Raw genomic sequence first — 25,700 nt, forward strand, 5'->3', positions numbered from 1 at the left:
TGTGTGCCCAGTTAATCTTGACCGGATTCAAAAATCTATTAGTGTTAAAATCTACTTCATTGTTCAAAGTGGCTAATAGCTAATAGAAATTCATCATACTCTTTTTCAAATTGGTCCCTTCTCCAAGGACATTTAAAATTACCAAGTTTTGTATAGATTACTAATAGAAATAGGAGAATAAGAGGGGAAAGTCCCAAAAACTCTTGGAATCCTTCTAAAACTCAATTCCATGATTTAAGGTTTCGCCTACACAAACCTGTTTCTCCGATGAAGTAACAAAAATTCCGTGTTTCCCAAGAAGTGCACCCGTATTTTGAGGAATACTTTGAGATAGTTGATACCTATTCCACACATCAGGAATTGGATAGATTTGCGTTTTAATTAAATCAATTGTTTTCATCCCTGTTTTGAATAATCCATCGGCCTTTAAGCGTTGAAAACTATTCATTCCACGAATTAGCTCAGACATTGACTCTTTGATAGTAAAACCTTCAATCATATTGGGATTATCTAGAAGGGTTGGTGAAAACCCATGACGAACCAATTCTCGATTTAACAGGAGATTGCAAAACAATCTTCCATTGCAATCCCTAAAAGGATGAGTCAGCTCTAATTTTTTGCAAAAACTAATGATTGCATGTAATAAAGCTTTCGGGTTTTCAGTGTGGGTAGAAACTGTTGATTCATACTCTTCTATTATTTGCCGAACGAAAGTATCTAAGCGCTTTGCTTCTATAGAAGTTACTGCATCAAACCCCGAGGGGGCATGCTTTTCTAATGTGCATAAGTTATTAAACTGCGTTAGGTACTCCATGTAGCCAAGAAAAGTTAAAGTTCTCAATGACAGTCCAAAACTAGCCCCATATTCTCGATACATCCCTTCCGTTCTATTCCAAATAATGCCTTTCGCACAAATAGAGTGTAGTTTCCTAAAGTACTCAGGGGTTAATGGTTCGGCGATGGTTTCTTTAGTATACAGCCAGGCTTGATATAATTGATTAATACAGCCCTTTTCTCGCGCCTCATAATTAGCCCAACCCTTCTCTTGTTGATAACCATCCATAAAGAGGCGCCACAATTCAAGCTCAGGAAAATCCTGATAAAAATAGGCTGCATTTCCTTTTTGTTCAGGATGCCAGTAGCTTTTGAGTGAGTTTGCTAGTTCTTCTTCACTTAAAGTATTTCTCTGAAAATGAGGCAAATTAAATTGGCCTGAAGCATGCAACTCGAGCACTAACCCTACGAGCAATTGATTTCCATGTATCGCTGCAACCAATCTGCGTAACTCTAATTCACTAAGATTGCGCGCATATTTTTTAATAAATAAAGACAACTCTGGGATAAGCTCTTGTAATAATTCAGGAGCCTCACCTATTTTCTCTAGGGCAGAAGATGTCCAAACAACATCCCCATGTTCATTTTTATATTGAATTGATTTTATAAGAGACAGTGGGTTTTTTTCAAAAAAAATACGAAAGGCAAGGAAAATACTTCTTTTATTTTCCTCCGATTGCTCCAAAATAGAGCCTGGTAAAATACCAAATAATTCCGCAATGACTGTACAAGTTTTGTCATCATCAGTTTGATTAATGGCTTCAATATCAGTGGGATTGGTAATATGAGCAAGAATAAATTCACGCAACTCAGCTTCCTCACCAATAATATGTCCATAATGGATCCCTCGTGCGATCAAGCGCAAAGGAGTATCTAATTTGGGTGTTGATTTGAAGTTATTTAGTTTTGATTGATAAAGAGGAGAAATTTTCATGAATTTAGTAAGAGAGCCTCTGGTCATTTATTGTGTAATCTATTATTTAATTTGTCAACTTTGGAGCTTTCCAAAATAAAAAGATTAGCAAGGTAGGTCGGGCCTTGGCCGACAAAATAAGAGAAATGTATGTGTAGATGCAATTGCTTCATTTAGTCAATAAATCCTGACCAAACCTACGCGCAAGCCTTGTTTAATGAATAAATTACTCACAGGAGTTCTGCCGCAAAATATTCCAAAACACAAATTGAAGTTATTACGGCATTCCCTTCTTTATCTAAAGCCCAATCCAGATAGCCCCATTGGCTTTTTGCATTAATATAGGTCTTATCCATGCGCCATGAATGCTTGTGGCGTTTGCGAGATGCCTCTTCCGGCTGGTGAGATCCAGAGCCAACTAATCAATATCACGATAACGACTACCAGCATCACCTTTTGAAACTCAGCATCGCTGGCCTTGCTCTCATAAAAATATAGCTTTTACATGAGGGTTCAACTTTTTGTGACCGCCCCACATCCTCAGCCGGTGTACCAACGGCGTCTTAAAGCTACATATTCGCCATTGTTAGAACAAAATTTGGGATGTTAGGCGAGCCTATCCCAACGGCATCATTCCAAAATTGATCTTCGGGTTCAAGCGTCAGTGATGAATCCCATCCAAAGGTTTTGTTACTAATAGTAAAAGCAGATGCAGGGGCCGGAGTTCCTTGAATTGATGTAGACGGTGGAGGTGTTGCACCACTAATGATAAGCGCAGGGGGAATAATAAGATTAATTGCTCTGTTGCCGAGTAATACATCATGCCTTTGATATAAATAAGGTGCAGCCTGGCCTATAGGGGTCCCTTTATTCAGTAAACTACGTGCTTGATTAACTAGAACTAAAGTTGCCGAAAATAATGGACACGCTAAGCTAGTACCACCATCCTGGACTGATGTTCCATCGGCAATAATCAATAATCCTGTTTGCGGATCACCAAGCATGGCAATGTCAGGTAATGCACGATGGCGCCCATAATTGTTAATCACTCCATAGCCACCTGCTGTGAAATTGCTAATGGAGTTCTGCCAAGCAACTGGCCCATAAAATTGACTGATGCCTCCGCCAGTACCACCATCATAGGAAAAACTACCCTTAGTGTTTTTAACAGAGCCCCAGACTGTTTCAAATGCATAACGGTAATTTGTATCTACAAATAAAGCAGTGGCTCCAACAGCGGTCACATAAGCAGAGCTGGAAGGGTAATCAACTACTGGTGAAGAAGGACGTGGAGGGGTGCATTTTTTATCTGTTGTGTATGTATTATCGCCACAATCTCCAGAAGAAAAATTAACGCTAATTCCTGCAGCAGCAGCTAATTCCAATGTCTGTTCGAACGCTGTATCTGAAATCTCTTGACTACTCCAGCTATTCGAAATGACATAAGCATTAGGAAAACCTGCAATAGTAAAATTATCATTAATCAGTGTGTGAATTACATCAGTTAATATGCTCTTTTGATCACTTCCTAGTACCAGAACGGTATTATCTCCTGGTGCTATTGTATGGGATGATTCAATGTCTAGCGCAATTTCATTACTAAAAGAGGATGCATTCGGACATGTTGTAAAGGGGGTACCATCAGGATTAATTATCGCAAAATTCTTCGATGCACCTGAGGTGACGAAGGGCTGTATATTATTCGCATTAAAATATTGATTCGCATCACTTACGATTTGTTTTGCAGTGTTCGTGCCGCACGCATCAACAATAACTAAAGTCTGTCCCGTTCCATCGAGATGAGTGCCATTAATGCGAGGAATATTTTTCAGATTATAGGTTTTTTGCAAATTTGCTCCCGTAAAACCTTGCAATGAAATATCGGTCGGAATTGCAAAAGAAATAAAATTATCCCAAATAAAATTTATATCATGAACTGCAAGAGAGTTATTTTTTATACTTTCTATGTTTGAGTGAAATTCAGGAACAGAACTCAGACCTGTAATTTCCGCAATATATTGGGCAATCTCTTGATTTACTTGGGGTGGGCTTGTATTGGCGTGGACGATCTGGTTTTGATAAAGATAATAGTTGATTTGCACATGAAGTGCTTGTTCAATTTGAGCGACTGTTCCAGTGACACGAACACTATGGTTGACGACTTTTGTTTGCATCCCTTGAGAAGAGAAAAATTGTTGTACTGAATTTTCCGCTTCATGACCAGGTGAAAATTCTTGCTCATAAAGACTGTGAGTTAAAAATTGATGATATTGAGGGCTATTGGGATCATAGACATCTTGAACGAGCTTATCCAACTTGGCTTTATTACGTAAATTTAACCAGACAATAAATGAAATGTCGCTCTCAGGGGACATAGGTCGAATTCGTGTGGCCTGATTAAGTAAATTTAATCCTGGGCTGGGTAAGCTCAATAAGTCATTTGCTTGCTTTGCATAGGGAGTTATCGTCACAAAACTTAATGACAATAAGAGAAATACTGCTTTTTTAAGTTTCAACATGAATAATCTTCCTTGTTACCCGAAAAAAAATAAACTTGTAATTGGGCTATTAATGATAAATCCCAAGTCATCTCCAGTGGTTAAAGAGAAAACATGGCCATTCTGTGTCCCTGCGAGGATTACGGTTAAATCTGAATTAACAAATAAGGTGTAGGTTATTTGTGATAAAAGAGTCCATATCGGATTTGGATCTGTTAAGCTATTGGTAAAATAGACATATTCAAAATCAATGGTTCCAGGGGGGAATGTGCTATTAGAAGAGGTTTGCCGAGTATTCACATAAAGCTGATTATTTACAGCAAAAACATTTTGGACCGGGACAGGGGTACTTGATTCTGGGCCGTTGATTCTATTCCAGTTACTTCCATTGTTCATTGAATAATAGACATTGCCATCTTCACTTCCTACGTAAATTGTAGAAGAGGTCAAGAATATACTATTTATAGCTCCAGTACCTGGATTAGCGGTGGTCAAAACCCAAGTCGCTCCATTGGTGCTTGAGTAATAAACTTTACCCTCTTGAGTTCCAACATAAATTGTTGCGTCAGTCGTAACAAAAACACTATTCACCGATGAACTACCTGGTGCCGTTGTAGGGCTCCAAAAAGCACCGTTATTGGTTGAATAATATACTTTTCCATCTTCGCTTCCAGCATAAAGCGTGGTGGATGTTGCAAATATACTATTTACTGCGTAATTTAAAGAAGGTACAGCCGTGGTAGTCCAAGTTAAACCATTATCAGTAGAAAAATAAATAGAACCACTCTTAGTACCTGCATACGTTGTTCCTACCCGTGTAAAGGTTACTGCTACTGTGTGGTTACTATCGATATTGGATAGTGTAAATGTTGTTCCTCCTTTCTGGGCGGTACCTCCATCCATTAACCATTCATCCACTTGATAACCCGCATTAGGGGTTGCAGTAAACGTCAAATTGTTTCCAGCAATAACAGTTTGCGGTGTATTGGGTGAAATGACTCCATCTGGACCAACACTAGGAGTAATCAAATAATGGGTCACGGGAACTACAGTAATGTTTAAAATGTTCGCTGCACTTGGTTGATAACACTGCAGTGCATTTCCTTGTTCACATACTTGAGGGCCACCTTTAATATTGCTTGGAAGCATGCTTCCATTCACAAGCAAATTTAGAGTACAAGATTGATGAAATGCCAATTTAAAGGGATTAGGGCAATTTCCGATTGAAGTGACCTGGGTAATCCCAACGATAGGTTTCATCGACAGCGTGTGCGCTCTCCTCGATTGATTCGTTACTGTGTATTTAATCGTTGCAGATCCTATTGATGTTATCGAAACCGTTGGTGGATAATTAGGATCCGCTGTCAAAGTCCACACCGGTTTACCTGCGCAGCTTATTGTAAGAAAAAAAAAAGCCATAACAGCGATAAAAAGCTGAGACCAAGAAGCTTTAAATATTTGCATCTTCAAATCCATATACAGACATTCATTGAGCGCTTATCTTAAGTTGGATACTTATCGGAAATCAATAATAAGTGATAATAAAAAGTATTTTTTTCAATAGCTTAATAATTTCTAACAAAAATTCCACATTCACTTTTTTATCGTATCATCTATGGGGTCGCATCTGGTCTTTTTAGCAGAGCAGATTAAATTATCTTATCAATCCTACTCCTTGCTTTTTATGGATCCGTTGCAAAAACCAAGGATAGTTTATACTTCAATGTAAATTATTAACTGAGATTCCAACGACCATACTACACTTTATCGTTGGGTTCAGCATTACGCTCCTGAATTAAAAAAACGCCTTGATTGGCATAAGAAACGCTACGCCTGTCGCTGGCACCTTGATGCAACCTATATTAAGGTAAAAGGTGATACTGGTAACACTTAACACTGAATTAGGAGAAAATAAGGTGTTATCTATGAGCTGGAAGGATACTGATGAATACAAGGAAAAATTAAAGTTTATTGGTGATTGGTTGAAGGATGAATTTAGTTTTTCTGATTTAAGCAAGGTTGGGCCATTTTGACCCAACCTTCGCCTGCTTATTAGGCACCGTGAACTGTGTCTAATGAGGTTTAGGTGCCGTATTTAATAAGTTTTCCCAATTTTCAATAAGGTCTTTTAAAGGATGAACATTGGTTTGTTTGTGTCTAACATATAAAGCGGGTTCTTTACCTGCTTTGGCTTCAAGATGTTGTTCCATCGCCTCAAGCATATACGAACCAGATTTAGCAGTTTTCGGATCAATTAATTCACGCGTAAACGGATCTTTAAATTGACCACGTTCTAGCAAGTTTAATGCGGTACCTCTATTATAAACACGATTATTGATTTCTATAGGGTCAGTGAGAGGTTCCATGCTTATAGGATCGGTGCATTCGCTTGGTAAATCATTTCCTAATTTCTCCATTGCTTTTTTAGCACGTTCTTGTAATGCTGTATCGGGTTTAGGCACATGTCCAAAAGGTGTATTTGGTCGTTCTGCGGCGACTCTACCTTGGTCGGGGACTAGTCTCTGTGATGCCCTTGGTGAAGGAGCCCTTTGTACCTCTATAGGTGTTTCTAAATTTCTAAAATGAAAATTTGCTCGATTAACCGCAGCGTTGAAAGAATTTCTATGTGCTGGTATTTCATAGCGATGGTTTAATGCCATTTCTAAGACAAGAATACGGCTTAACTCTTTAAGATGGTTTATTCTCTCTTCTTGATAGGAATTATTATAAAAAGAAATATACGGAGTATGATGTGCTTTGCTTATATTATTCACTTGATGATAGAAAGAAAATAGATCGGCTTGGGTAGTAAAAGGATTAAACCGGACTCTTGGTGGAATCTGCACGATTATTAATAACATTATTTATCCAATTTGATTTTTATTTATTTATTTTAGCAGTGAAATCTTAAAATATTATTAACATTTGTAAGTAATATTCATTACCTCAAATTATCTGTTGCCGAAGCAGGGAAAACCGGCATGGGAGGATTGAGGATCGATTTATATTTAAAAACACGGCGTTGGCCAACTGTCTCAGATTAATACACATGTTCCCCACTGTGCATTTTAATTCGCCTGCAACCCCGGCGTTAAAAGATTTGATTAAGCAGTAGTAGAAGTAGTATTATTGATCCGTGTGACTATACTAAGAACACTTATGTATATTAAAAATAGTATTTGAAGTAGTAGAGCTAAGCGGGGGCTAAACTAAAACCCCCAATGCGCAACAAAAAAAGGTATAGTTGATGGACAGAACATCTAATGATCCACTGCACGGCATTACCCTAGAGACTATCTTAAATAGATTGTTGATTTGTTATGGCTGGGAAGGCTTGGCGGAGAGAGTCAAGATTAACTGCTTTTCTTCCAACCCCAGCATCAAATCAAGCCTTAAATTCCTGCGCAAAACACCATGGGCAAGGACTGAAATTGAAACCCTTTTTCGTGATTCCTTAAAAAATAAAGATTGCGACAACTCATCATTATTGGAGTAATAAATAATATGAAGGATATTTTCATTAATAAAGAACCTGTTGAGCTCTTTAAAATTCTTAAATTTGAAGGTATCGCTTCGAGTGGAGCGGAAGCTAAGGATATGATAGCTGCGGGCACTATATTGGTAAACGGCATAATAGAAAAACAGAAAAGAAAAAAGATGGTAGCAGGAGATACGATTCAATTGAAAGGAGAGATCTTTCGGCTAAAGTTGGGTGCTAATTAATGTTTTTCTACACAGGCTCTAGTAAAAATGGATGAAAATAAGAAGGATTATAGGGCCCCCAACTCTTTAGTTATACCAGTTAAATGTCCGTGCAATTGACTTCTGATATGCGTAAATTTGCACTAGGCTTGGTTAAAAAATGAAGCTCTTCAAAGCGAGAATTCGCCGTAAGCAACCTAAGGTTTGTACTAATATTCAGTACTTGGCTAAAGTGATTGGTCAAATTTAAATGCGTTTACCGTGGCCTGCACTTGTCATAATAGTCTTACACCGATTAAAATAGCATGTTTATAAGGGAAAGTTGCGACTGTACACATAAATATTTCATTTTATTAAATGACTCATATGGCTTGGATTAAACCAGATACATCACAAACCCGGGTTGAAGAAATCGGTAATGCCTCTACTCATGCACTTGGAGCATTCTTAAGTTTCATTGCCCTTGTTTTATTAACGTTATTTGCCGCATATCAAAACAATAGTTTAAAGTTGGTATCTAGTATTGTTTTTGGATGTACTTTGCTCTTGATGTATGTATGTTCTACTGTTTATCACAGTATGACGAACCCTAAAATAAAACATCTATTTCGTATCTTAGATCACGCGTCAATTTATTTACTCATAGCTGGAAGTTATACACCATTTGTGTTGGTCACGATTAACGGCTCTCTAGGATGGACCATATTCACTATTGTTTGGTCTTTAGCTTTTGTTGGGATATTATTCAAGTGGTTCTTTGTCCATAAATTTGACCTACTTTCCACACTAATTTATCTTTTGATGGGATGGATGGCGCTCCTCATTGTAAAACCTCTGTATCAATTACTGCCACCAGGCGGCTTAACCTATATTGTAGCAGGAGGTTTGAGCTATACCGTTGGGGTCATTTTCTATATTTGGGAGCGATTGAGATTTAGTCACGTGCTCTGGCACTTATTTGTCTTATCAGGAAGTATTTGTCATTTCTTCGCGGTATTTTTTTATGTGGTGCTTGTCTGATACGTTCGATTGAATCGGTACTACTACACCCCCAAAAGATGTAGTAGTAAAATATCTTAAATTTAAAGGGCTGTTATACTCTGTGCTTGAGGGCCTTTAGCACCTTGTGTTACAACGAATTGCACTCGTTGACCTTCTGTAAGAGTTTTACGCAGTAGGAAAGTAGTAGATCCCCGACTGGGATCCTGGTAAATCTGTCGAGGAAGCCATTTTAGATATGCCCCCGAAGATTCAGGCTCGAATGCTCAAATTATTAAAATTAATTGAAGAGCACGGGGCTAATTTAGGTCCTCTCCATACAGCGTCTATGGGTGATGGATTTTTTGAAATTAGAGTTTAAGACCCAGGTAGGCATAGGGCGTTTTCCTTATTGTTATATGGAAGTTAAGTAATTTCGATGATTATTCATAAAAGACATTAAGTCTGATTACTCTGAAAAGCAGACTGAGGCGGTTCTGATTTAGACTTGCCAACCAGTAAAGTGTAAAAAATTAAAGTCATGGTTTCGAGCGCTGCGCTATTTCATTATTTATTTTTGGCAGTTTTTAAATTTTCAACAGCTGGCGCTCCTTCAAAGTTGTTTCATCTCTATTCAGTGGGCTTTAGCTTTCTAACCATTGACAATATTCCACAAATACTTGTTTCACTTGCTCTGGATTGTCCATCCATGGGAAATGAGATGCATTTTTTATCTCACGGATACAAATATTTTGCCGTTGAAACGCCCGTGCTTGTGAAAATAGTATTAATGGCGTTAGATGATCCTGATCACCAGAAAAAATTAAGGTTGGTATTTTCTCTGGAATCCATTTTGCCTGATAGGTTCGATCAAAATTGTTTTCTGCCCATAGGTGGCTTTTATAATTAAAAGGTAATGAAGCAAGCATTTCGATTATTTTATCTAAACTTTTGGATGTAGAAACGTAAGGAGCGCAGGCGATGGTAAGCTCTCGTAATAAATCATTTGATGGATTTTTTTCATACATTTCTTGTAATTTTTCAACTTCTTCCAGTGGGTGATTTTTAACGTACTCCATAAAAAAACTTTGCCAGCTTGCATTAGGCGCAGAGTCCATTAATACGAGTCCGAGAAGATTATTTTCCAATTCGGGTGTTGCAAGAGCAAACATGCCACCCGATGAATGAGCCACTAAAATAACGTTATCTAACTCATTAGTGGCTTCGATAAGAGCGTTAGACCAGTTGGAAAAGCTTTTCTCATCATCTTCCGTATTATTTGAGCCGTCTCCAGGCAAGTCTAGATACCAAAGAGTACCGGGAAGGGATAAGATTTCAGTTAAATTATGCAGAGATTCAGACCCTAGGCCGGGGCCACCAGGTAAAAATAGCCAGTTATATTTTGTATTATTATCTCGATGCAATTGATTTAGGCGTGCCTTTGATTTGGTCCAAATTGAATTTTGATTCATACATACACCAGATTCTTTACTTTTGTTATTTCATGAAGGGATGCATATGTTAGCAGAAAATAGACTGAATATGAGCGCCAATAGGGTCTTTAGTTTACAATGGTCGTGCTTATCATTGAAAACCAAAGACTGATTCAAAGTAATTATTTTGGTTGACACATAGCAATCGTATTTTAAAAAATACACCCAAAAATAATTATTGGGTTTATTTGAAAACGATAAAGGATTTTATTAGTCTACTCTCTCCATGAAATAAATTGGTTACAGAAAGGAAGCCTATTATGAGCAATCACTTAAAGTTCTACATCGATGGTCAATGGGTCTCTCCTGTTGTTCCAGCTACTCTCGATGTCATTAATCCAGCCACTGAAAAGGCCTACACTCAGATTTCTATAGGCTCTAAGGCTGATGTCGATAAGGCAGTAATTGCAGCTAAAACAGCGTTCACAACGTTCTCCAAAACGTCGCACAATTCTCGTATGGCACTTCTAATGAACATCCTTGAGCTCTACAAAGAACGCTTTGAGGATATAGCAAAAGCAGTTTCCGACGAAATGGGGGCACCCATTGCATTTGCTCGGGATGCACAAGCTTTAGTTGGCCGGGTCCATCTGGAAGCGACTATTACTGCATTTGAGCGTTATAAGTTTAGTGAAAAGCGTGGTACAACAACCATTGTCAAGGAACCCATAGGTGTTTGCGCATTAATTACGCCATGGAATTGGCCTCTCAATCAAATAGTCTGTAAAGTTGCCCCAGCCATTGCTGCTGGCTGTACCGTCATCCTAAAACCATCAGAAATTGCACCAATAAGCGGCATCATTTTTGCGGAGATTATGGATGCTGCCGGCGTACCCAAAGGGGTTTTTAACCTAATTAATGGTACTGGACCGGATGTTGGTCAAGTGATGGCCTGCCATCCAGATGTTGATATGGTTTCATTCACCGGTTCAACCCGCGCCGGTATAATCGTTGCTAAGGCCGCCGCAGATACAGTCAAGCGTGTGAGTCAAGAACTAGGCGGTAAATCGGCCAACATTATTTTGCCAGACGCTGATTTTGTAACTGCCGTCACTAAGGGAGTGCAAAATTGTTTCGGAAATAGTGGACAATCCTGCGATGCACCAACTCGTATGCTAGTACCCAAGGAGAGGCATGAAGAAGCATTGAATATTGCAAAAAAAGCAGCCGAAGCTTTTAAGACTGGTGATCCTAAAGACCCTGAATCTGATCTGGGTCCAGTTGTCAGTCAAGTGCAATATGATAAAATCCAGGCACTGATACAGTCTGGACTTGATGAGGGTGCTACCCTTGTCACTGGTGGTTTAGGTCGTCCAGAGCATCTCAATTGTGGTTATTATATCCGTCCAACTGTATTTGGGCACGTTACACCAGAAATGGAAATAGCTCGCGAGGAGATATTCGGACCGGTCCTGTCTATCATGTCTTACGTGGATGAAGAGGATGCAATCCGTATTGCCAATGACACAATCTACGGACTTGCTGCCTATATCCAGTCAGAAAATATAGATCATGCCCGGGCTGTAGCCAGAGAAATGCGTGTGGGCACAGTTTCAATAAACTATCCGGACTGGGACGCCTTCTCATCATTTGGGGGCTATAAGCAGTCTGGTAACGGCAGAGAATACGCTGATTTCGGCATCCATGATTTTCTCGAAATCAAGAGTATAGTTGGCTACAATGATTGAGCTTCTTGCTTCATCCGGTATTCAGCAAGTGTAGGCTGGGCTGAAAAGCCCAGCAATGATCTGATGAATGGATTGATACTTGAATTTATATTATGTTTTCGAGTTAACACTCAATTTTCTAGGTACTGCTCAAGATTGGATGCTGGGCTTTTCAGCCCAGCCTACGTTTACTTATTTCATGTTAAGTTGACTCCAAAATCATTTGCTCTAATTCAATTGGTAAATGAAAGTAGCACTTTTGGTACTGATGCAAATGGTACTGTAAGCCAGTCAGTGAAAACTAATGACTACGAATCACGAGGGTGTAAATGTTAGATCCTATTATCTGTGGAAAATACAGGCATTATAAAAACGAAAAATTATATGAAGTCATTGGCCAAGCGCGTCATAGTGAAACAGATGAAGAGATGATAGTGTACAGGGCACTTTATCATTGTGAACAATTTGGTGATAACCAGCTTTGGGTTCGCCCTATGAAAATGTTTTTTGAGAATGTCATTCATCATGGAAAAAAAGTTCCTCGATTTCAACGAATAGAATAGCCTTAATTTAATCACTTATGTTAGTTAATTGAGTTGCTGAAGATAATAGTATTAAGGCAAAAAACCAACCTATTTTTCGTTTTGACTCATAAAACGATATATAAATTTATTTTTGAGGATTAATAAAGCTTTGTATTTTAATAACACAATACTCTAGAAATGATTCCTTAATTTTAATCTTGGCCGTATCTTCTTTATGACCTTTTAAATTAACTATTTCAATTAGAATTGTGTTTGCATCACCATTGAGAGTCTTTATTGTCTCTTTTGTATCTATACCGTATCTATCAATATCTATTCTTCCATTTGCATGTAAAAGGCAATTGCGGATTTTAGAAATGTTAAGCAAAGCTTTCCAATGTTCACTATCAATACAGTACCCTTGTTCATTAAGTGCTGTTTCAAAGCGTGATATACTTGCATTTTTTTTAATTAATTGTTTTTCACACTCATGGTATAAAGACTCTTCAAGTGCCGCATAAATTTGTAGGAAAGTCGATTCAATCAAAATGTCTAGGCTTTGTTTATAAAAGGCTAAATTACGGATCTCATCCATGTCTAGTTTATTAATATTGTTCTTGGACTCTAAATGAGAGATATCTTTTTTGATTGATTCAGACACTAAGTCGTATATTTTTAACTGATATTCAAAATTAAATATGGTTAGGAATTTAAATTGATCCATAAATGATGATCCAATGTGAACTAGAGGCTGCTCCGTATTTCAAGGGAAGCTCAATTTAATGTTATTGTATTCGCAGTTTCAGCTTTTCAGCAAGCGTAGGCTGGGCTAGAAGCTCTGGGAAGTGATAAACATTTGCGTAGAACAGTAGTTGGTGCAAATAAAGGGAATTATTTTTAGGAAAAATTATGGAAAAATTAAAAAAAGTAACACACTATAACTTAATGAAAGTTGTAACGTTGTTCATCTTAGGCGTTAGTCATTTTTTGCTCTCATCAGGAGCCATTGCAGCGGATTCAGGAAAAATGAAGATTGATGATATCAATATGTATTATGAAGTGCATGGCAAAGGTACTCCAATTATTTTAATTGCTGGTTTTACTTGTGATCATACTTTTTGGGCTGGAGTTCTCAATCAATTAGCAGCAAACCATCAGGTTCTAACATTTGATAACCGTGGTATAGGTCAAACAGATAGTCCAAATACTCCTTATTCAATCGAAATGATGGCAGATGATGTCATGCGATTGAGTAAAAAGTTAGGGCTTCAAGATCCAATTATCATCGGTCAATCGATGGGGAGTGCCATTGCTCAAAATATTGGAAAAAGATACCCTGATCAAATTCAAAAAATTGTGCTGATCAACACGTTTGCTTACCTAACCAAAGCCCCAGAAATGGCTTTTGAATTAACGGGTGAATTACAACGCATGAATTTACCTCTTCGTTATCGAGTGCAATCGATTGCACCATGGGTATTTTCAAGCGATTTTCTCTCGCAACCAAATCAATTGGAAACACTAATCAGATTAGCTGAACAGAACCCTTATCCACAATCACTCATTGGATATGAACGCCAATTAAATGCTTTAAAAGAGTTTAATTCAGGGGACTGGTTAAGCGAAATCAAAACTCCAGCATTAGTTATTGCAGGTGAAGAGGACATGATTGCTCCATTGGCTGGTGCTAAGGAAGTGCAAAAAAAGATCGGTAATAATACTCAACTTGATGTTATACCTGGTGGGCATGCAAGCCCCGTAGAACAACCTCAAAAAGTAGCGGATGCGATTTTAAAATTTATTGATTAGCAAGCGTAGGGGGTTGAACATAAACCCGTTGCGGATGAGGAAGCTCATGTGATGCTATTAGAGCCAAAATCCACAGAGCAAACAGGCGGTATTGAAAGCGATTTGCTTGTTGATAAGCAACCATGGATTTAGTTTACGCTCATATTTGAGATGAGTTTGGATTCTGGAGTATTTATAGTGTTGCTTGCAGCAAGTGTTGCAAGCGTAGGCTGGGCTGAAAAGCCCAGCAAATGATCTGATGAATAGATTGATACTTGAATTTATATTATGTTTTCGAGTTAATACTCAATTTTCCAGGTACTGCTCAAGATTGGATGCTGGGCTTTTCAGCCCAGCCTACGTTTGTTGAGAGCAAACAGGTTACCTTGCTAAATGACGCTCATCAATTTTAAGTAAAGCAAGTAGGGCCACGAACATCATTGTGAACACTGTAATTAGAGCCATCGATCCATAAATTTTTAAATGAGTTGAGGCGCCAAGGGGATCAACTAATTGTGTTAAACCTTGTATGCCATAAATAGCGACCGCTTCTCTCCAAAAATTTCTAGAAGAAAAAACACTCTGTTTGCGTATGGCCATTACATCATGTTTGGCAATATAAACTGCAAAAATTTGATAGATAATATAAACCACCAAGAACCAACCGAAATAATTTTGCAATGGAACACCGAAATACAATCCTCCATCTTTCCATACCCATAATGAATAGACTGTTGATGAAAGAGGATCCATGCATATATCCCACATCACCATAATAAAAGCAGCGATCAACGGCACAAAAAATATTTGCTTCCCAGTTAGTTGGGTAGCATATTGTCCCAGAAGTATATGAGCTAAAATCCACGAGGCGTAACCCGTTCCAAAATAAGCAAACATAATAATGATAGGCACCTCAAATAGCCGTGGCCCAGCTAATTTATCATAATAATAATGCCCAAAAGGAAATCCTGTCTGAATGCTTAATGCTTCAAAAAAATGACTGACCAACCAAGTTATTATAAAAAATATAATTAAATTTTTTATTCCATACCGCTCCGTACCATGTAGGGACGCTGAAATAAAAATAGTAAAGACAAGAATAATGGGTAAAACAAGCTCTGCGACCGGGCCATGCCAAGCAGCAGAAAAAAGAGTTGCCAGAAGATAAATAGTAATCACTGTCCATCTAATTATACTGGATCTATTTTTCGTTTCTTCATTTTTAGTCATGTAAAGCGTCCTTGCTCGTATGCAATTTAAATAACTTACACTATAAGTTACTCAATAGATAAAACCAATGCTTGACTAAACTGTTCTCAACAATGATGGGTTTGTGAACTCTCTTGAAAGATAGGATTTCTTCTTCATTTTAAGGAGCTAATCCCGTTTGCAAGCAAAAGGGCTACCTTGATGTAGAGCCTAGTTTCTACTTATTTGTTTCGGTTTTCTAAGAGATTCAAGATGAGAGCGCTGCACTCCGGGAATCCAGAAGCGCTACAATTTATTGGTAAAAACATCGTCATTACTATTGGCTTACAAAAAGGGGGCAATACCAGCCTACTAAATTACTTGATGAGATGATTCAAGCGATGCAAGCCAAAAAACAAGTGACCATTTTGGGATCTGGGCAGCATGGCTATTTTGGCTGTATGGATGGTTACCGACTGGTTAAACTTTTTGATGTAGGCAAGAATATTACTTATCCGTATGTCGCGAGTGGTCCATACGATTCAGCAACCATTTTATATCCAAGGAATTGTCGGGCCAAGGCCCGACCTTGTCTTAGGAAGGACACAGTACTAGTCCTTGCTTCATCTGTTTTAAACCTTGTGCCACTTTTTCTTTGCTTAACGCGTAACAAAGACGTAATACATGTTTTCCTTGATCTGGATTTAAATAAAAAGAGCGACCAGGAACCACTGCAACTTTTGCACGTTCAAGTAACAGACGCGTCATGGTTGCATCGTCTTTAATACCCATGCGTGAAAAATCAGCCATAATATAATAAGCCCCCTGGGGAACTGTCACTTCAAAACCAATGTCACGTAACTCATGAACTGTCTGATCACGTTTTTCCAAATAGCTTTGACACATGGTTTGGTAATAATTTTCTTGTAATTTGAATGCATCGATCGCCGCATGTTGTAGCGGGGTTGCAGGACACACATACAATAAATCTTGAATCAAAGCCATTTTTGCGATGACATGTGCAGGGCCACTGGCATAACCTAAACGCCATCCTGTCATATTATATGTTTTTGAGCATCCTGAAATCGTAATGGTGCGTTCTTTAAAATCTTTTAAACTAGCAAACGACACATGTTGATAACCCGGGTAAGTAATATATTCATATATTTCATCAGTGATAACTGCTAAATTATGTTGTTCTGCAATTTCGCCAATCGCTAATAATTCTTGCTCAGAAAAAACTTTGCCACAAGGATTACACGGTGTACAAATGATAATGGCGCGGGTTTTAGGAGTAATCGCTTTTTTAAGATCATCAATTTGAATGCTTAAATCATGTAAATTAATAGGAACCGCTTTAACCTTCACTTGATACAGCTCCAAAATATTTTTGTGGTAGCCATAAAAAGGTTCAAACAAAATCACTTCATCACCTGGATTAAACAAAGACATCGTTGCACAAATAAATGCGCCAGTAGAACCGTGGGTTACCAGGACTTCTGTTTCGGCATGAACCGGAATTTTATTAAACGTTTGAATTTTATTGGCAATAACATGGCGTAAATTGAGTACCCCTTCACAAGCAGAATATACATTTTTTTCTTGTTCAATCGCACGTATCGCAGCTTGTTTGATTACCTCTGGTGTAGGTAAATCACAAATACCCTGACCTAAATTAATGCCGCCAATTTTTTCACACTCCGTGCTTGCTGCACGAATTCCAGATTGACATAAGGTTTCACTCACTTGACTTGTTTTTAGCATATTGTTAGTTCCTTTTGAGGGGGACGGTCCGGGGCCGCCCCCGTTAATCTTTTAAGATTATCTAAATTGTGCGGTGAATGAGCCTGTACCAAATGCACTTCTCGCCATGTCCTCATCACTAATGCTTACATCTTGTTTCATCGTTTTGGCTTCAAATAAAGTGAGCAATGTTCTTGCGTTGACATCAAATGGGTTATTATCGTTTTGAACCACATAATCAAATGCTTTATTCTTTGGATGGAGTTCGATAATTTTCTTAACTACAGCTACAGAATAATGCTCAGGATCAGCTCCATGCTTAATTAAGGCGTCAATTAGTCTTGAGTCACCACCACGTAATAAGAAGTAGGCAATAGGATTAACTGCGCAATACACTGGCATACCTGAATAGGTTGTAAGGTAATGGGTACTATTGAAATCAACATGATGTTTTTTTAATAGTTCTAGACTATTTAGTGTATTTCGGTGAGCATAACTTTGATGGACAGCTGTAAATACAGAGGACCAACCTTTCAATGTTGTAATTGATGATGCTAAAGTTGCAGAGCCATCCAGCATTCGTTTTAAACTATATGTATTTCCTGTAAGCAATGACTTTTGAAATATTCCATAACTTCTAGAGAAACCAGTATGCTCTTTTATGATTTTTGCTGCTGCTTTAAAATGTTGCGATTGAGCAAAAGAAAGCGGGGTTCTATTTTGGAAGCTGGTATTTTGCGTATTAGCCCCATTATTAAGAAGACATTGAACAACAGCTACCGCGTCCAACGAATCACGGTTAGAACGGGACAATTGATTATTTATTGCATGATGCAATGGTAGTTTTCTCATGTGATCAGGTTTATTCGGATTGGCGCCCAGATCCACTAGTCTTTGGACTATTCCAACATCTTTACCGTACTCACAAGCTAGACCAAGCATGCTATATCCATTGTGATCAAAAGCGTTAGCAGCCATATGCACTAATTTAGGAGAATATTTTTCTGGTTGAAATGACATCAATAGCTCTGGCCAATTCTCTTTACTGTGGTAAGGGAAAAAAGACATAATTTCATTTAATTGTTCGATTTGTTCTTTTGAAAGCGGTTCGTGGCTGTCGATATAATTTTTTGAATTATTAAAATAATAACGCTTCATGATAAGTCCCTGTTCTTGTTTTTATTAGTCTGAAGCCATTATATACATGATTTTTGCAGTTTTTTGTAGGTTGGATTTATCCGATGAGGAATCAATGTAGTCGCGCTACATTTGTCTTGCAGGTAATTTTTATATTTGATTAAGAACAAGGCCCGACCTACGTAATCTCGTTTGCATGCAAACGGGCTATCTCAATCATGACGATGAATCAATTAGATTTTGTTAATAAAGTTTTACGATTGCACAAAAAATAGTAAAATAAGGTCACATTAAAGAGAGCAGAATTAAATTGATGAATAACACGGCTTTAAAGCAAATCCTCCCGACGATTCATACTTTCGAAGACTATGAACAACTTAAACAGCAAATTGAAAATGATTTGGTGAGAGCGATTATTCATAAGCACCAATTACCCGAAGAATCATTAGTACTTTTCTCTGAAGGGACCAATATCGTCTTTGCATATGGAGAGAGAAAGGTCATTAAAATTTTTCCGCCATTTCATCAAAGCCAATTTGAAAGTGAGCGCTTAGTATTAAAGCATGTGGATGGAAAGCTTTCGATAAAAACGCCTGTACTTGAGTATGAGGGAGAACTATTTGGTTGGCCTTATCTTATCATCAGCAAACTTGATGGAACACTGCTAGAGACCCTTTGGGAAAACATGGCCCACAGTAATAAAATGGTCATTCTTCGTGAATTAGGGACACTTATTCGTGAAGTGCATGCTTTGCCGACTGAGGGGCTTGAGGCTATTGATTGTTATTGGCCGCAATTTCTTGAGAAACAAATAGCGCGTTGCGTAGCGCACCATCAAAAGAAAGGACTGCCAACGACTTTGTTGCAAGAATTGCCTATTTACCTTGAGTCACTCAAAGAAGTATTACCGAAGATAAAAAAACCAGTGATTTTAACTGGAGAATATACGCCGATGAACTTTTTAGTGAAGCAAGCAGATGGCGTTTGGCATATCAGTGGTTTGATTGATTTTGGCGATGCAATGCTTGGTTTGCCACAGTATGATTTGCTTGGCCCAGGTGCTTTTCTGATACAAGGTGACAAGCAATTATTGCGCACATTTTTAGAGGCTTATGGTTATTTGCCATATGAGTTGACAAATAGCTTGAGTTATCAATTGATGGCGTTAATGCTGCTCCATCAATATAGCAATTTGAACATCCAGGTAAGAATTGCAAATTGGCAGGATAAAGTTAGAAACTTGCAAGATTTAGAAAATTTAGTGTGGGGTTTTTACTAGCAGACGCAGCCATTTGCAAGCCAAGGGCTACCTTGTTCAGTTTGTTTTGATCAATAAAAGGCTTGAGAGGTTATATATTGTGCTATAATGGCGCCTTACTCATTATGGGAAATATAAAATGCCAAGAGGTTTGACTGTTTTTGCAGCCAGTGCTGCGGTTAGCTATTCCGAAGATGAATTAAAAAGCATTGCTAAATGGTTTGAAAAGGCAATGATAGATGACCAACATCAAAGAATAATACCATTAAGTGTGCATCTATATAAAAAAGGTTCAAATTATTCTCTTGAGTTAATCTCGGACGAGGCTTCAAGTTTGAAAGAGCTATTCAAATATTACATTGAAAGGAAAGGGGTAGATGTTTCCAATTGTCTGAGAACTATAAATAAAGAGAAGGACACTTATACTATTAGATTACCGCTAAGTGCAGTTGACACGCTTCACTCAAATATAAACAAGCAGCAAGATAAAGCTGACCAAAAAGCACCACATTAGCACGAGTAGCCTGTTTGCGTGTAAACAGGATTTCTGAAGCTAATAATTTACGTGCAAACAAGTATCTGCGGGCACGAGAAAAGTGCCCCTATCGAACACTCTAGCGCTCAAGCAAATTTTACTGACTTTCTACAGGCTTCTCACGCAAAAAATATCATGCTTTACTATATTAACTATTAATATGAACTGTTGAGAATAAGAATGGTCAAGATACTCATGTGCTTAGGCTTGGTTTTAAGCAGCAATTTACTTATTGCTCAACCGGGGGTGCAATCTGGTGCTAATAACGTAATCTCTTGTGGTAGCATGAATGAGATAGAGCGTGTAGGGAAACAAGTAAAAGAATTCTTACAACACGAGTTTTGTGAAACAACCATTGACCCCAAAAAACTTGCTCCTATCAGTCAAAATGTTCTGCAAAAAATTATGACTGCATCATTTCTTGGAGTAGCCCCGCCCCCAAATTGGCAGCAACTAACCGATGATATGATAAACAACTGCCTCAAAAATAATAACCTATGTAAAAAGGAAGCACGGAAGGAATTCGAAGCTTGCATGAAACAGAGAGTTCCGTTTATCTTGCTCCAATTTGGACCTTGGGTTGCTGAAAATTGTTCGCAGCTGAATAAATCATTAATTCAGAAATGGTCAGATAAAAAAGCCATTCTCAAAAAGATAATTGATGAAAGCAAAGTGGATAATCATCTAGGTTTACCATAAAATTTATCAGCAAGCTAACGATGGCGCTATTCATTGTCAAAGGCAATAAGGATAGGGCAGGGTTGCGAATCCGCTTTATTGCATTCTTTTACTAAGCGATGAAGCGATTTTCGTGCCTCCATGAGTTCCTCAATTTGTCCATCTAGTTTGCTAATACGTTTTTGCGCGATGTTTCTTACATGCTCGCGATCATTTTTGGCATCAAGCTCTAATAGTTCTTTTATTTCCTTAAGCGTGAAGCCTGCTTTTTTTGCTGCAAGAATAAAGCGTAAACGACGGATATCATGCTCCCCATAACGTCTAATTTTTACTGAGCTGAATTCTTTGCCAAGAGGGGGGATATTAAGAATCCCTTGGCGTTGATAAAAGCGAATCGTTTCTACACCAACCCCGCATGATTTAGCAAATTCACTAATTGTTTTATGATTCATGATTTGACTCCGTACCATAGTACATACCTTATAGTATTTATAGACCATAGAGCAATGGAGTATTCAAATGAGCAGTTCAACAGTTAAAAAAGCAACCCTTTATCGCATGGTCATGTCAAAACATGTGTGTCCATACGGTCTCAAAGCAAAAAGTTTTTTGCAACGTCAAGGCTATATTGTTGAAGATAAGTGGCTCGTTACCCGTGAGCAAGTGGATGCTTTTAAAGCAGAACATCAGGTGCAAACAACCCCACAAACTTTTATCAATGCAAAGCGAGTCGGTGGTTATGATGATTTACGTCACTATTTTGGAAAAAAAACTCGTGATTCTAAGGAAAAAAGTTATCGCCCAGTAATCGCTCTGTTTGCAATAACCGCACTTATGGCAGCTGCCACAAGCTATGCATTCACTCATACGGTGTTTACAACACGGACTTTAAGTTGGTTTATTTCCTTTAATATGGTCGTGCTTGCACTGTTAAAGCTACAGGATGTCGAAAAATTTTCAACGATGTTTTTAAATTATGACCTACTGGCTAAGCGCTGGGTTCCCTACAGCTATATTTATCCTTTTGCAGAAGCATTAGCTGGGATCTTAATGATTGCAGGAGCCTTGAGTTGGATTTCAATTCCGCTTGCATTGTTTATAGGTACAATAGGTGCCATTTCTGTATTTAAAGCAGTTTATATTGATAAGCGAGAATTAAAATGTGCTTGTGTTGGGGGTGACAGTAATGTCCCTTTGGGATTTATTTCACTCATGGAGAACTTAATGATGATGGGAATGGCTCTGGTAATGTGGATTATGTAATAAAAATGTGTGGTCATTGTCTTGAATTAAAAGCAAAATAATCAAAAAAAAAAATTAATATAACAAAATTATGCTGCAAATCTGGATAAAATAGTGTACAATATGTGACAAAATTTTATCCAATTTAATTTTATCTAAGAGTGCTATGACTGATTTAAACCTTTACAGAAACATTGGTATCTTCGCCCACGTAGATGCAGGAAAAACCACCACTACCGAGCGTATTCTTAAGCTTACTGGTAGAATTCACAAAATAGGTGAGGTTCACGATGGTGAATCAACAACCGATTTCATGGAGCAGGAAGCGGAGCGTGGTATTACTATTCAGTCCGCAGCAGTAAGTTGCTCTTGGAAAGGTACTCGTTTCAACGTTATCGATACCCCAGGACACGTGGACTTCACTGTTGAAGTATATCGTTCACTGAAAGTACTCGATGGTGGTATCGGGGTATTCTGTGGTTCTGGCGGTGTTGAGCCTCAGTCAGAAACTAACTGGCGCTATGCGAACAATTCAAAAGTATCTCGTTTGATTTTCGTAAACAAACTAGATCGTATTGGCGCGAACTTCTTGAAAGTGACCGAGCAAATTAAAAAGGTATTGGGTGCTAATCCTTTAATTATGACTTTGCCAATTGGTTTTGAAGATACCTTCGTAGGTGTTGTCGATGTATTAACCCGTCAAGCGTATGTTTGGGATGAATCTGGCCAGCCAGAAAATTATAAAGTGACTGATGTTCCAGCGGATATGCATGACGATGTTGAAATGTATCGCGCGCAATTAATTGAAACGGCGCTTGAAATGGATGATGAGTTGTTGATGGCTTATCTAGAAGGTGAAGAGCCTTCAATTGAAGAAATTAAGCGTTGTATCCGTAAAGGTACGCTTGAATTAGCCTTCTTCCCAACTTATTGTGGTTCGGCATTTAAGAACAAAGGGATGCAGCTGTTACTTGATGCGGTTGTTGACTATTTACCAGCTCCTCATGAAGTGAACCCACAACCTTTGACTAATGCTGAAGGTGAGCCAAATGGCCAATTCGCTATCGTTTCTCCTGACGAACCATTCCGTGCCTTGGCATTCAAAATTATGGATGACCGTTTCGGTGCGCTTACGTTCGTACGTGTCTATTCAGGAAGACTAAATAAAGGCGATACTATTCTTAACTCCTTTACTGGTAAAACAGAGCGTGTCGGCCGTATGGTTGAGATGCAGGCGAATGAGCGTAATGAGTTGCAAAGTGCTGAAGCAGGCGACATTATTGCGATTGTAGGTATGAAAAACGTTCGCACCGGTCATACTCTTTGCGATCCAAATCACGAATGTACACTTGAAGCGATGGTCTTCCCTGAGCCAGTTATCTCTATTGCGGTTACGCCAAAAGATAAAGGCGCTACCGAAAAAATGAGTATTGCTATAGGTAAGATGGTTGCAGAAGATCCAACGTTTAGAGTTGAAACGGATCAAGATTCAGGTGAAACCATTCTGCGTGGTATGGGTGAATTACATCTTGATATTAAAGTGGATATTCTGAAGCGTACATACGATGTTGAGTTAATCGTAGGTCAGCCACAGGTTGCTTATCGTGAAACCATCACTAAATCGATTCAAGACAGCTATACACACAAGAAACAATCAGGTGGTGCAGGTCAATACGGTAAGATTGATTACACGATTTCTCCAGGAGAGCCAAACACTGGATTCACGTTCATCACTTCTGTTGTGGGCGGAAATGTTCCTAAAGAATTCTTCCCGGCAATTGAGAAAGGGTTCCGTTCAATGATGGATACTGGTACGTTGGCAGGTTTCCCTGTATTGGATGTTGTCGTTAACCTTACTGATGGTGCTTACCATGCCGTTGACTCTTCAGCAATAGCGTTTGAAATTGCAGCAAAAAGTGCATTCCGTCAATCGATTCCAAAAGCTGCGCCGCAATTGCTTGAGCCAATCATGAAAGTTGACGTGTACAGTACTGAAGAAGATGTAGGTAATGTGATTGGTGACTTGAACCGTCGTCGTGGTATGATTTCAGGTCAGGAGCCAAGTGCTGCTGGCGTTCGTATTAAAGCCGATGTTCCTCTTTCAGAGATGTTTGGTTACATCAGTACTTTACGTACCCTTACTTCTGGTCGTGGTCAATTCTCAATGGAATTCTCTCACTACGCTCCTTGTCCAAACAACGTAGCTGAAGCAGTAATTGCCAAAGAAAAAGAGAAGAAAGCCGCAGCTACTGCGTAATTAAATTAGTAACTTTTAAAAAAGCTCTATCAGTTTGTTCTGATGGAGCTTTTTTTATTTAAGCAAGAGGTTGTCGGGCCAAGGCCGACTTACGCTAAAAATTTTTACGATTGAAATCAGAAATATCCTCAAGACTCTCAATATCTTCAAGATTCTCGACATAATTAGGAAGTAGCGTGAGTAATGATTTAATCTGATCTAAACATTGTATCTCTTTATCTATATCAATAAGTGGACTAAATGTGGCGCATATCAATGCTCTTTTCAAAATCATTGCAGCAACATTCTCTTCAGTAAGGTGTTTGTGGGCAATCACCACGTGATATTCCTGAATGCCTGGTACTTTGAAAATTGCATCACCTAAATAAGGCTTTAATATCTTTAACATAGCATCAGCTTTTGCTGAGGTTACCAGCTCAGATACATCATTTTCAGAACGTTTTTCAAATTTAATAGGTGCTGCTGTCCAACCGGGGAGGGCTTTTATTGCCAAAATTGAGTTATAGATTTCAGCTCTTTGATTGAGTAAGCTTTCTGCTGATTTTTCGACCATATTTGGTTCTTTTGATTAATTTATTTACATTATAGGTGCCGTAATATGCCTTTTCAAGGAACCTTTCAGCAGTAATGAGGAGGCGTAGGTCGATCCCTCAGGGCCCGACCTACACGTGTAATCATTTGTAGGGCACACTGCTAGTCGACTTTGAGACTTTCCTTTGAATTATTCTATACTCTACATAGACAAGCTAGAAGGGACGAACTATGACATACACAAGACCTGAGTCTGAAGCAATTGATGATGTGATTATAAAAACTCTGAATAAATTATTAGAACTTGAGATGGCAGGTGTTGTACGCTATACCCACTATTCCTTTATGATCTTTGGTTTTAATCGCATTCCTATCTGTAAATGGATGCGTGATCAGGCCCAAGAGAGCATAAACCATGCTCATTTAATAGGGGAGCTTATTACCCATTTTTCTTATCATCCGACACTTAAAATTGGCAAATTATTAGAGACCCATGAACATAATATTAGAACTATTTTGGAAGAGTCTCTTGAACACGAAAAACAAGGTTTGGTTTTGTATCATCAACTATTACACCATTCAGCACAGAAGTCGGTGTTAGTAGAAGAGTTCGCCAGAAAAATGATTCAAGAGGAAGAAATGCACGTTGGTGAAATATATAAAATGCTTATGTCACCTGATACTTTGAAGGATTAACGACAAACTGTTTGATACTCTTGGACATCTAAGTAATT

General features: G+C 38.4%; 25 protein-coding genes and 2 pseudogenes. 14 read left to right on the forward strand and 13 right to left on the reverse strand.

The features are described from left to right. Nucleotides 1-214: 214 nt before the first annotated feature. From BGO44_RS04565 to BGO44_RS04580, 4 genes are all read right to left on the reverse strand, one after another. The gene (locus BGO44_RS04565) at nucleotides 215-1,768 is read right to left on the reverse strand and encodes a hypothetical protein (RefSeq protein WP_273198953.1); all 1,554 of its coding nucleotides are present in this window, start codon (nucleotides 1,766-1,768) and stop codon (nucleotides 215-217) included. 209 nt (nucleotides 1,769-1,977) lie between these two features. Then, the gene (locus BGO44_RS04570) at nucleotides 1,978-2,103 is read right to left on the reverse strand and encodes a transposase (RefSeq protein ID WP_237760510.1); all 126 of its coding nucleotides are present in this window, start codon (nucleotides 2,101-2,103) and stop codon (nucleotides 1,978-1,980) included. Nucleotides 2,104-2,316: 213 nt separating this feature from the next. Beyond that, on the reverse strand, nucleotides 2,317-4,266 hold the full coding sequence (locus BGO44_RS04575) for a S53 family peptidase (protein ID WP_273198951.1): 1,950 nt from the start codon (nucleotides 4,264-4,266) through the stop codon (nucleotides 2,317-2,319). Nucleotides 4,267-4,281: 15 nt separating this feature from the next. Next, on the reverse strand, nucleotides 4,282-5,709 hold the full coding sequence (locus BGO44_RS04580; protein WP_273198950.1) for a DUF6242 domain-containing protein: 1,428 nt from the start codon (nucleotides 5,707-5,709) through the stop codon (nucleotides 4,282-4,284). A gap of 286 nt (nucleotides 5,710-5,995) precedes the next feature. Between BGO44_RS04580 and BGO44_RS04585 the strand changes: the two are divergent. Next, nucleotides 5,996-6,121 (forward strand): annotated as a pseudogene (locus BGO44_RS04585) (IS6 family transposase); the annotation flags it as partial. Nucleotides 6,122-6,317: 196 nt separating this feature from the next. Here the strand turns inward: BGO44_RS04585 and BGO44_RS04590 are convergent. Continuing rightward, a complete protein-coding gene (locus tag BGO44_RS04590; RefSeq protein ID WP_058511967.1) occupies nucleotides 6,318-7,106 on the reverse strand; it encodes an RING finger protein in 789 nt (262 codons plus the stop codon). 386 nt (nucleotides 7,107-7,492) lie between these two features. On the opposite strand from BGO44_RS04590, the gene BGO44_RS04595 reads away from it, so the two are divergent. The 3 genes from BGO44_RS04595 to trhA all read left to right on the forward strand — a co-directional run bounded on the left by BGO44_RS04595 (nucleotide 7,493) and on the right by trhA (nucleotide 8,967). Further along, entirely contained in the window at nucleotides 7,493-7,741 is a 249-nt protein-coding gene (locus BGO44_RS04595; protein ID WP_273198949.1) for a VF530 family protein, read from the forward strand. Between the two features lie 8 nt (nucleotides 7,742-7,749). After that, the gene (locus tag BGO44_RS04600) at nucleotides 7,750-7,968 is read left to right on the forward strand and encodes an RNA-binding S4 domain-containing protein (RefSeq protein WP_273198948.1); all 219 of its coding nucleotides are present in this window, start codon (nucleotides 7,750-7,752) and stop codon (nucleotides 7,966-7,968) included. A gap of 345 nt (nucleotides 7,969-8,313) precedes the next feature. Beyond that, nucleotides 8,314-8,967: a PAQR family membrane homeostasis protein TrhA gene (trhA, locus tag BGO44_RS04605; RefSeq protein ID WP_273198947.1), complete on the forward strand. Its 654-nt coding sequence runs from the start codon at nucleotides 8,314-8,316 to the stop codon at nucleotides 8,965-8,967. A 62-nt stretch (nucleotides 8,968-9,029) separates the two neighbouring features. Here the strand turns inward: trhA and BGO44_RS04610 are convergent. Next, a pseudogene (locus tag BGO44_RS04610) lies at nucleotides 9,030-9,116 on the reverse strand (cold shock domain-containing protein); the annotation flags it as partial. Between the two features lie 92 nt (nucleotides 9,117-9,208). On the opposite strand from BGO44_RS04610, the gene BGO44_RS04615 reads away from it, so the two are divergent. Beyond that, nucleotides 9,209-9,307 carry a type II toxin-antitoxin system RelE/ParE family toxin gene (locus BGO44_RS04615; protein ID WP_273199008.1) on the forward strand — a complete coding sequence of 33 codons (99 nt, stop codon included), beginning with the start codon at nucleotides 9,209-9,211 and terminating at the stop codon, nucleotides 9,305-9,307. 262 nt (nucleotides 9,308-9,569) lie between these two features. Here the strand turns inward: BGO44_RS04615 and BGO44_RS04620 are convergent, their stop codons facing one another. Continuing rightward, a complete protein-coding gene (locus tag BGO44_RS04620) occupies nucleotides 9,570-10,397 on the reverse strand; it encodes an alpha/beta fold hydrolase (protein WP_273198946.1) in 828 nt (275 codons plus the stop codon). A gap of 281 nt (nucleotides 10,398-10,678) precedes the next feature. Between BGO44_RS04620 and BGO44_RS04625 the strand changes: the two genes are divergently transcribed. Together BGO44_RS04625 and BGO44_RS04630 are read left to right on the forward strand one after the other, a co-directional pair. Next, nucleotides 10,679-12,106 carry an aldehyde dehydrogenase family protein gene (locus BGO44_RS04625; RefSeq protein ID WP_273198945.1) on the forward strand — a complete coding sequence of 476 codons (1,428 nt, stop codon included), beginning with the start codon at nucleotides 10,679-10,681 and terminating at the stop codon, nucleotides 12,104-12,106. A 308-nt stretch (nucleotides 12,107-12,414) separates the two neighbouring features. Next, on the forward strand, nucleotides 12,415-12,648 hold the full coding sequence (locus tag BGO44_RS04630) for a DUF1653 domain-containing protein (RefSeq protein ID WP_058511973.1): 234 nt from the start codon (nucleotides 12,415-12,417) through the stop codon (nucleotides 12,646-12,648). 106 nt (nucleotides 12,649-12,754) lie between these two features. Here BGO44_RS04630 and BGO44_RS04635 read toward each other — a convergent pair whose 3' ends face one another. Then, complete coding sequence (locus BGO44_RS04635) at nucleotides 12,755-13,333, reverse strand: hypothetical protein (protein ID WP_273198943.1); 579 nt, start codon at nucleotides 13,331-13,333, stop codon at nucleotides 12,755-12,757. Between the two features lie 185 nt (nucleotides 13,334-13,518). Here BGO44_RS04635 and BGO44_RS04640 point away from each other — a divergent pair, with 185 nt between their 5' ends. Further along, nucleotides 13,519-14,418: an alpha/beta fold hydrolase gene (locus tag BGO44_RS04640; protein ID WP_273198942.1), complete on the forward strand. Its 900-nt coding sequence runs from the start codon at nucleotides 13,519-13,521 to the stop codon at nucleotides 14,416-14,418. 360 nt (nucleotides 14,419-14,778) lie between these two features. Here the strand turns inward: BGO44_RS04640 and BGO44_RS04645 are convergent, their stop codons facing one another. The 3 genes from BGO44_RS04645 to BGO44_RS04655 all read right to left on the reverse strand — a co-directional run bounded on the left by BGO44_RS04645 (nucleotide 14,779) and on the right by BGO44_RS04655 (nucleotide 18,486). After that, nucleotides 14,779-15,627 (reverse strand): carotenoid biosynthesis protein, encoded by an 849-nt coding sequence (locus BGO44_RS04645; RefSeq protein WP_273198941.1) that lies wholly within the window; start codon nucleotides 15,625-15,627, stop codon nucleotides 14,779-14,781. A gap of 552 nt (nucleotides 15,628-16,179) precedes the next feature. After that, nucleotides 16,180-17,349, reverse strand: coding sequence for a pyridoxal phosphate-dependent aminotransferase (locus BGO44_RS04650; protein ID WP_273198940.1), 1,170 nt, complete (start codon nucleotides 17,347-17,349; stop codon nucleotides 16,180-16,182). A gap of 57 nt (nucleotides 17,350-17,406) precedes the next feature. After that, complete coding sequence (locus BGO44_RS04655) at nucleotides 17,407-18,486, reverse strand: ankyrin repeat domain-containing protein (protein ID WP_273198939.1); 1,080 nt, start codon at nucleotides 18,484-18,486, stop codon at nucleotides 17,407-17,409. 292 nt (nucleotides 18,487-18,778) lie between these two features. On the opposite strand from BGO44_RS04655, the gene BGO44_RS04660 reads away from it, so the two are divergent. The 3 genes from BGO44_RS04660 to BGO44_RS04670 all read left to right on the forward strand — a co-directional run bounded on the left by BGO44_RS04660 (nucleotide 18,779) and on the right by BGO44_RS04670 (nucleotide 20,957). Beyond that, nucleotides 18,779-19,744, forward strand: coding sequence for a phosphotransferase family protein (locus tag BGO44_RS04660; protein WP_058511980.1), 966 nt, complete (start codon nucleotides 18,779-18,781; stop codon nucleotides 19,742-19,744). Between the two features lie 118 nt (nucleotides 19,745-19,862). Continuing rightward, nucleotides 19,863-20,237 carry a hypothetical protein gene (locus BGO44_RS04665; RefSeq protein WP_273198937.1) on the forward strand — a complete coding sequence of 125 codons (375 nt, stop codon included), beginning with the start codon at nucleotides 19,863-19,865 and terminating at the stop codon, nucleotides 20,235-20,237. A gap of 201 nt (nucleotides 20,238-20,438) precedes the next feature. Beyond that, nucleotides 20,439-20,957: a hypothetical protein gene (locus BGO44_RS04670; RefSeq protein WP_273198936.1), complete on the forward strand. Its 519-nt coding sequence runs from the start codon at nucleotides 20,439-20,441 to the stop codon at nucleotides 20,955-20,957. A 26-nt stretch (nucleotides 20,958-20,983) separates the two neighbouring features. Here BGO44_RS04670 and BGO44_RS04675 read toward each other — a convergent pair whose 3' ends face one another. Further along, on the reverse strand, nucleotides 20,984-21,388 hold the full coding sequence (locus tag BGO44_RS04675; RefSeq protein ID WP_273198935.1) for a MerR family transcriptional regulator: 405 nt from the start codon (nucleotides 21,386-21,388) through the stop codon (nucleotides 20,984-20,986). 67 nt (nucleotides 21,389-21,455) lie between these two features. On the opposite strand from BGO44_RS04675, the gene BGO44_RS04680 reads away from it, so the two are divergent. Together BGO44_RS04680 and fusA are read left to right on the forward strand one after the other, a co-directional pair. After that, on the forward strand, nucleotides 21,456-22,199 hold the full coding sequence (locus BGO44_RS04680) for a glutaredoxin family protein (protein ID WP_273198934.1): 744 nt from the start codon (nucleotides 21,456-21,458) through the stop codon (nucleotides 22,197-22,199). A 145-nt stretch (nucleotides 22,200-22,344) separates the two neighbouring features. Then, entirely contained in the window at nucleotides 22,345-24,435 is a 2,091-nt protein-coding gene (gene fusA / locus BGO44_RS04685) for an elongation factor G (protein ID WP_058511985.1), read from the forward strand. 94 nt (nucleotides 24,436-24,529) lie between these two features. Here the strand turns inward: fusA and BGO44_RS04690 are convergent, their stop codons facing one another. Further along, nucleotides 24,530-24,988 carry a hypothetical protein gene (locus BGO44_RS04690; protein ID WP_058511986.1) on the reverse strand — a complete coding sequence of 153 codons (459 nt, stop codon included), beginning with the start codon at nucleotides 24,986-24,988 and terminating at the stop codon, nucleotides 24,530-24,532. Nucleotides 24,989-25,197: 209 nt separating this feature from the next. Between BGO44_RS04690 and BGO44_RS04695 the strand changes: the two genes are divergently transcribed. Next, nucleotides 25,198-25,662, forward strand: a complete 465-nt coding sequence (locus tag BGO44_RS04695) for a ferritin-like domain-containing protein (protein ID WP_058511987.1) — start codon at nucleotides 25,198-25,200, stop codon at nucleotides 25,660-25,662. Nucleotides 25,663-25,700 lie beyond the last annotated feature (38 nt).

The sequence above is a fragment of the Legionella sp. 39-23 genome, assembly GCF_001897665.1.
GTDB lineage: Bacteria > Pseudomonadota > Gammaproteobacteria > Legionellales > Legionellaceae > Legionella > Legionella steelei.

Excerpts from the sequence above, each read along its gene's own strand:
- BGO44_RS04565 (WP_273198953.1), bottom strand. The coding sequence starts at position 1,768 with ATGAAAATTTCTCCTCTTTATCAATCAAAACTAAATAACTTCAAATCA.
- BGO44_RS04570 (WP_237760510.1), bottom strand. The coding sequence starts at position 2,103 with ATGGATAAGACCTATATTAATGCAAAAAGCCAATGGGGCTATCTGGAT.
- BGO44_RS04575 (WP_273198951.1), bottom strand. The coding sequence starts at position 4,266 with ATGTTGAAACTTAAAAAAGCAGTATTTCTCTTATTGTCATTAAGTTTT.
- BGO44_RS04580 (WP_273198950.1), bottom strand. The coding sequence starts at position 5,709 with ATGCAAATATTTAAAGCTTCTTGGTCTCAGCTTTTTATCGCTGTTATG.
- BGO44_RS04590 (WP_058511967.1), bottom strand. The coding sequence starts at position 7,106 with ATGTTATTAATAATCGTGCAGATTCCACCAAGAGTCCGGTTTAATCCT.
- BGO44_RS04595 (WP_273198949.1), top strand. The coding sequence starts at position 7,493 with ATGGACAGAACATCTAATGATCCACTGCACGGCATTACCCTAGAGACT.
- BGO44_RS04600 (WP_273198948.1), top strand. The coding sequence starts at position 7,750 with ATGAAGGATATTTTCATTAATAAAGAACCTGTTGAGCTCTTTAAAATT.
- trhA (WP_273198947.1), top strand. The coding sequence starts at position 8,314 with ATGGCTTGGATTAAACCAGATACATCACAAACCCGGGTTGAAGAAATC.
- BGO44_RS04615 (WP_273199008.1), top strand. The coding sequence starts at position 9,209 with ATGCTCAAATTATTAAAATTAATTGAAGAGCACGGGGCTAATTTAGGT.
- BGO44_RS04620 (WP_273198946.1), bottom strand. The coding sequence starts at position 10,397 with ATGAATCAAAATTCAATTTGGACCAAATCAAAGGCACGCCTAAATCAA.
- BGO44_RS04625 (WP_273198945.1), top strand. The coding sequence starts at position 10,679 with ATGAGCAATCACTTAAAGTTCTACATCGATGGTCAATGGGTCTCTCCT.
- BGO44_RS04630 (WP_058511973.1), top strand. The coding sequence starts at position 12,415 with ATGTTAGATCCTATTATCTGTGGAAAATACAGGCATTATAAAAACGAA.
- BGO44_RS04635 (WP_273198943.1), bottom strand. The coding sequence starts at position 13,333 with ATGGATCAATTTAAATTCCTAACCATATTTAATTTTGAATATCAGTTA.
- BGO44_RS04640 (WP_273198942.1), top strand. The coding sequence starts at position 13,519 with ATGGAAAAATTAAAAAAAGTAACACACTATAACTTAATGAAAGTTGTA.
- BGO44_RS04645 (WP_273198941.1), bottom strand. The coding sequence starts at position 15,627 with ATGACTAAAAATGAAGAAACGAAAAATAGATCCAGTATAATTAGATGG.
- BGO44_RS04650 (WP_273198940.1), bottom strand. The coding sequence starts at position 17,349 with ATGCTAAAAACAAGTCAAGTGAGTGAAACCTTATGTCAATCTGGAATT.
- BGO44_RS04655 (WP_273198939.1), bottom strand. The coding sequence starts at position 18,486 with ATGAAGCGTTATTATTTTAATAATTCAAAAAATTATATCGACAGCCAC.
- BGO44_RS04660 (WP_058511980.1), top strand. The coding sequence starts at position 18,779 with ATGAATAACACGGCTTTAAAGCAAATCCTCCCGACGATTCATACTTTC.
- BGO44_RS04665 (WP_273198937.1), top strand. The coding sequence starts at position 19,863 with ATGCCAAGAGGTTTGACTGTTTTTGCAGCCAGTGCTGCGGTTAGCTAT.
- BGO44_RS04670 (WP_273198936.1), top strand. The coding sequence starts at position 20,439 with ATGGTCAAGATACTCATGTGCTTAGGCTTGGTTTTAAGCAGCAATTTA.
- BGO44_RS04675 (WP_273198935.1), bottom strand. The coding sequence starts at position 21,388 with ATGAATCATAAAACAATTAGTGAATTTGCTAAATCATGCGGGGTTGGT.
- BGO44_RS04680 (WP_273198934.1), top strand. The coding sequence starts at position 21,456 with ATGAGCAGTTCAACAGTTAAAAAAGCAACCCTTTATCGCATGGTCATG.
- fusA (WP_058511985.1), top strand. The coding sequence starts at position 22,345 with ATGACTGATTTAAACCTTTACAGAAACATTGGTATCTTCGCCCACGTA.
- BGO44_RS04690 (WP_058511986.1), bottom strand. The coding sequence starts at position 24,988 with ATGGTCGAAAAATCAGCAGAAAGCTTACTCAATCAAAGAGCTGAAATC.
- BGO44_RS04695 (WP_058511987.1), top strand. The coding sequence starts at position 25,198 with ATGACATACACAAGACCTGAGTCTGAAGCAATTGATGATGTGATTATA.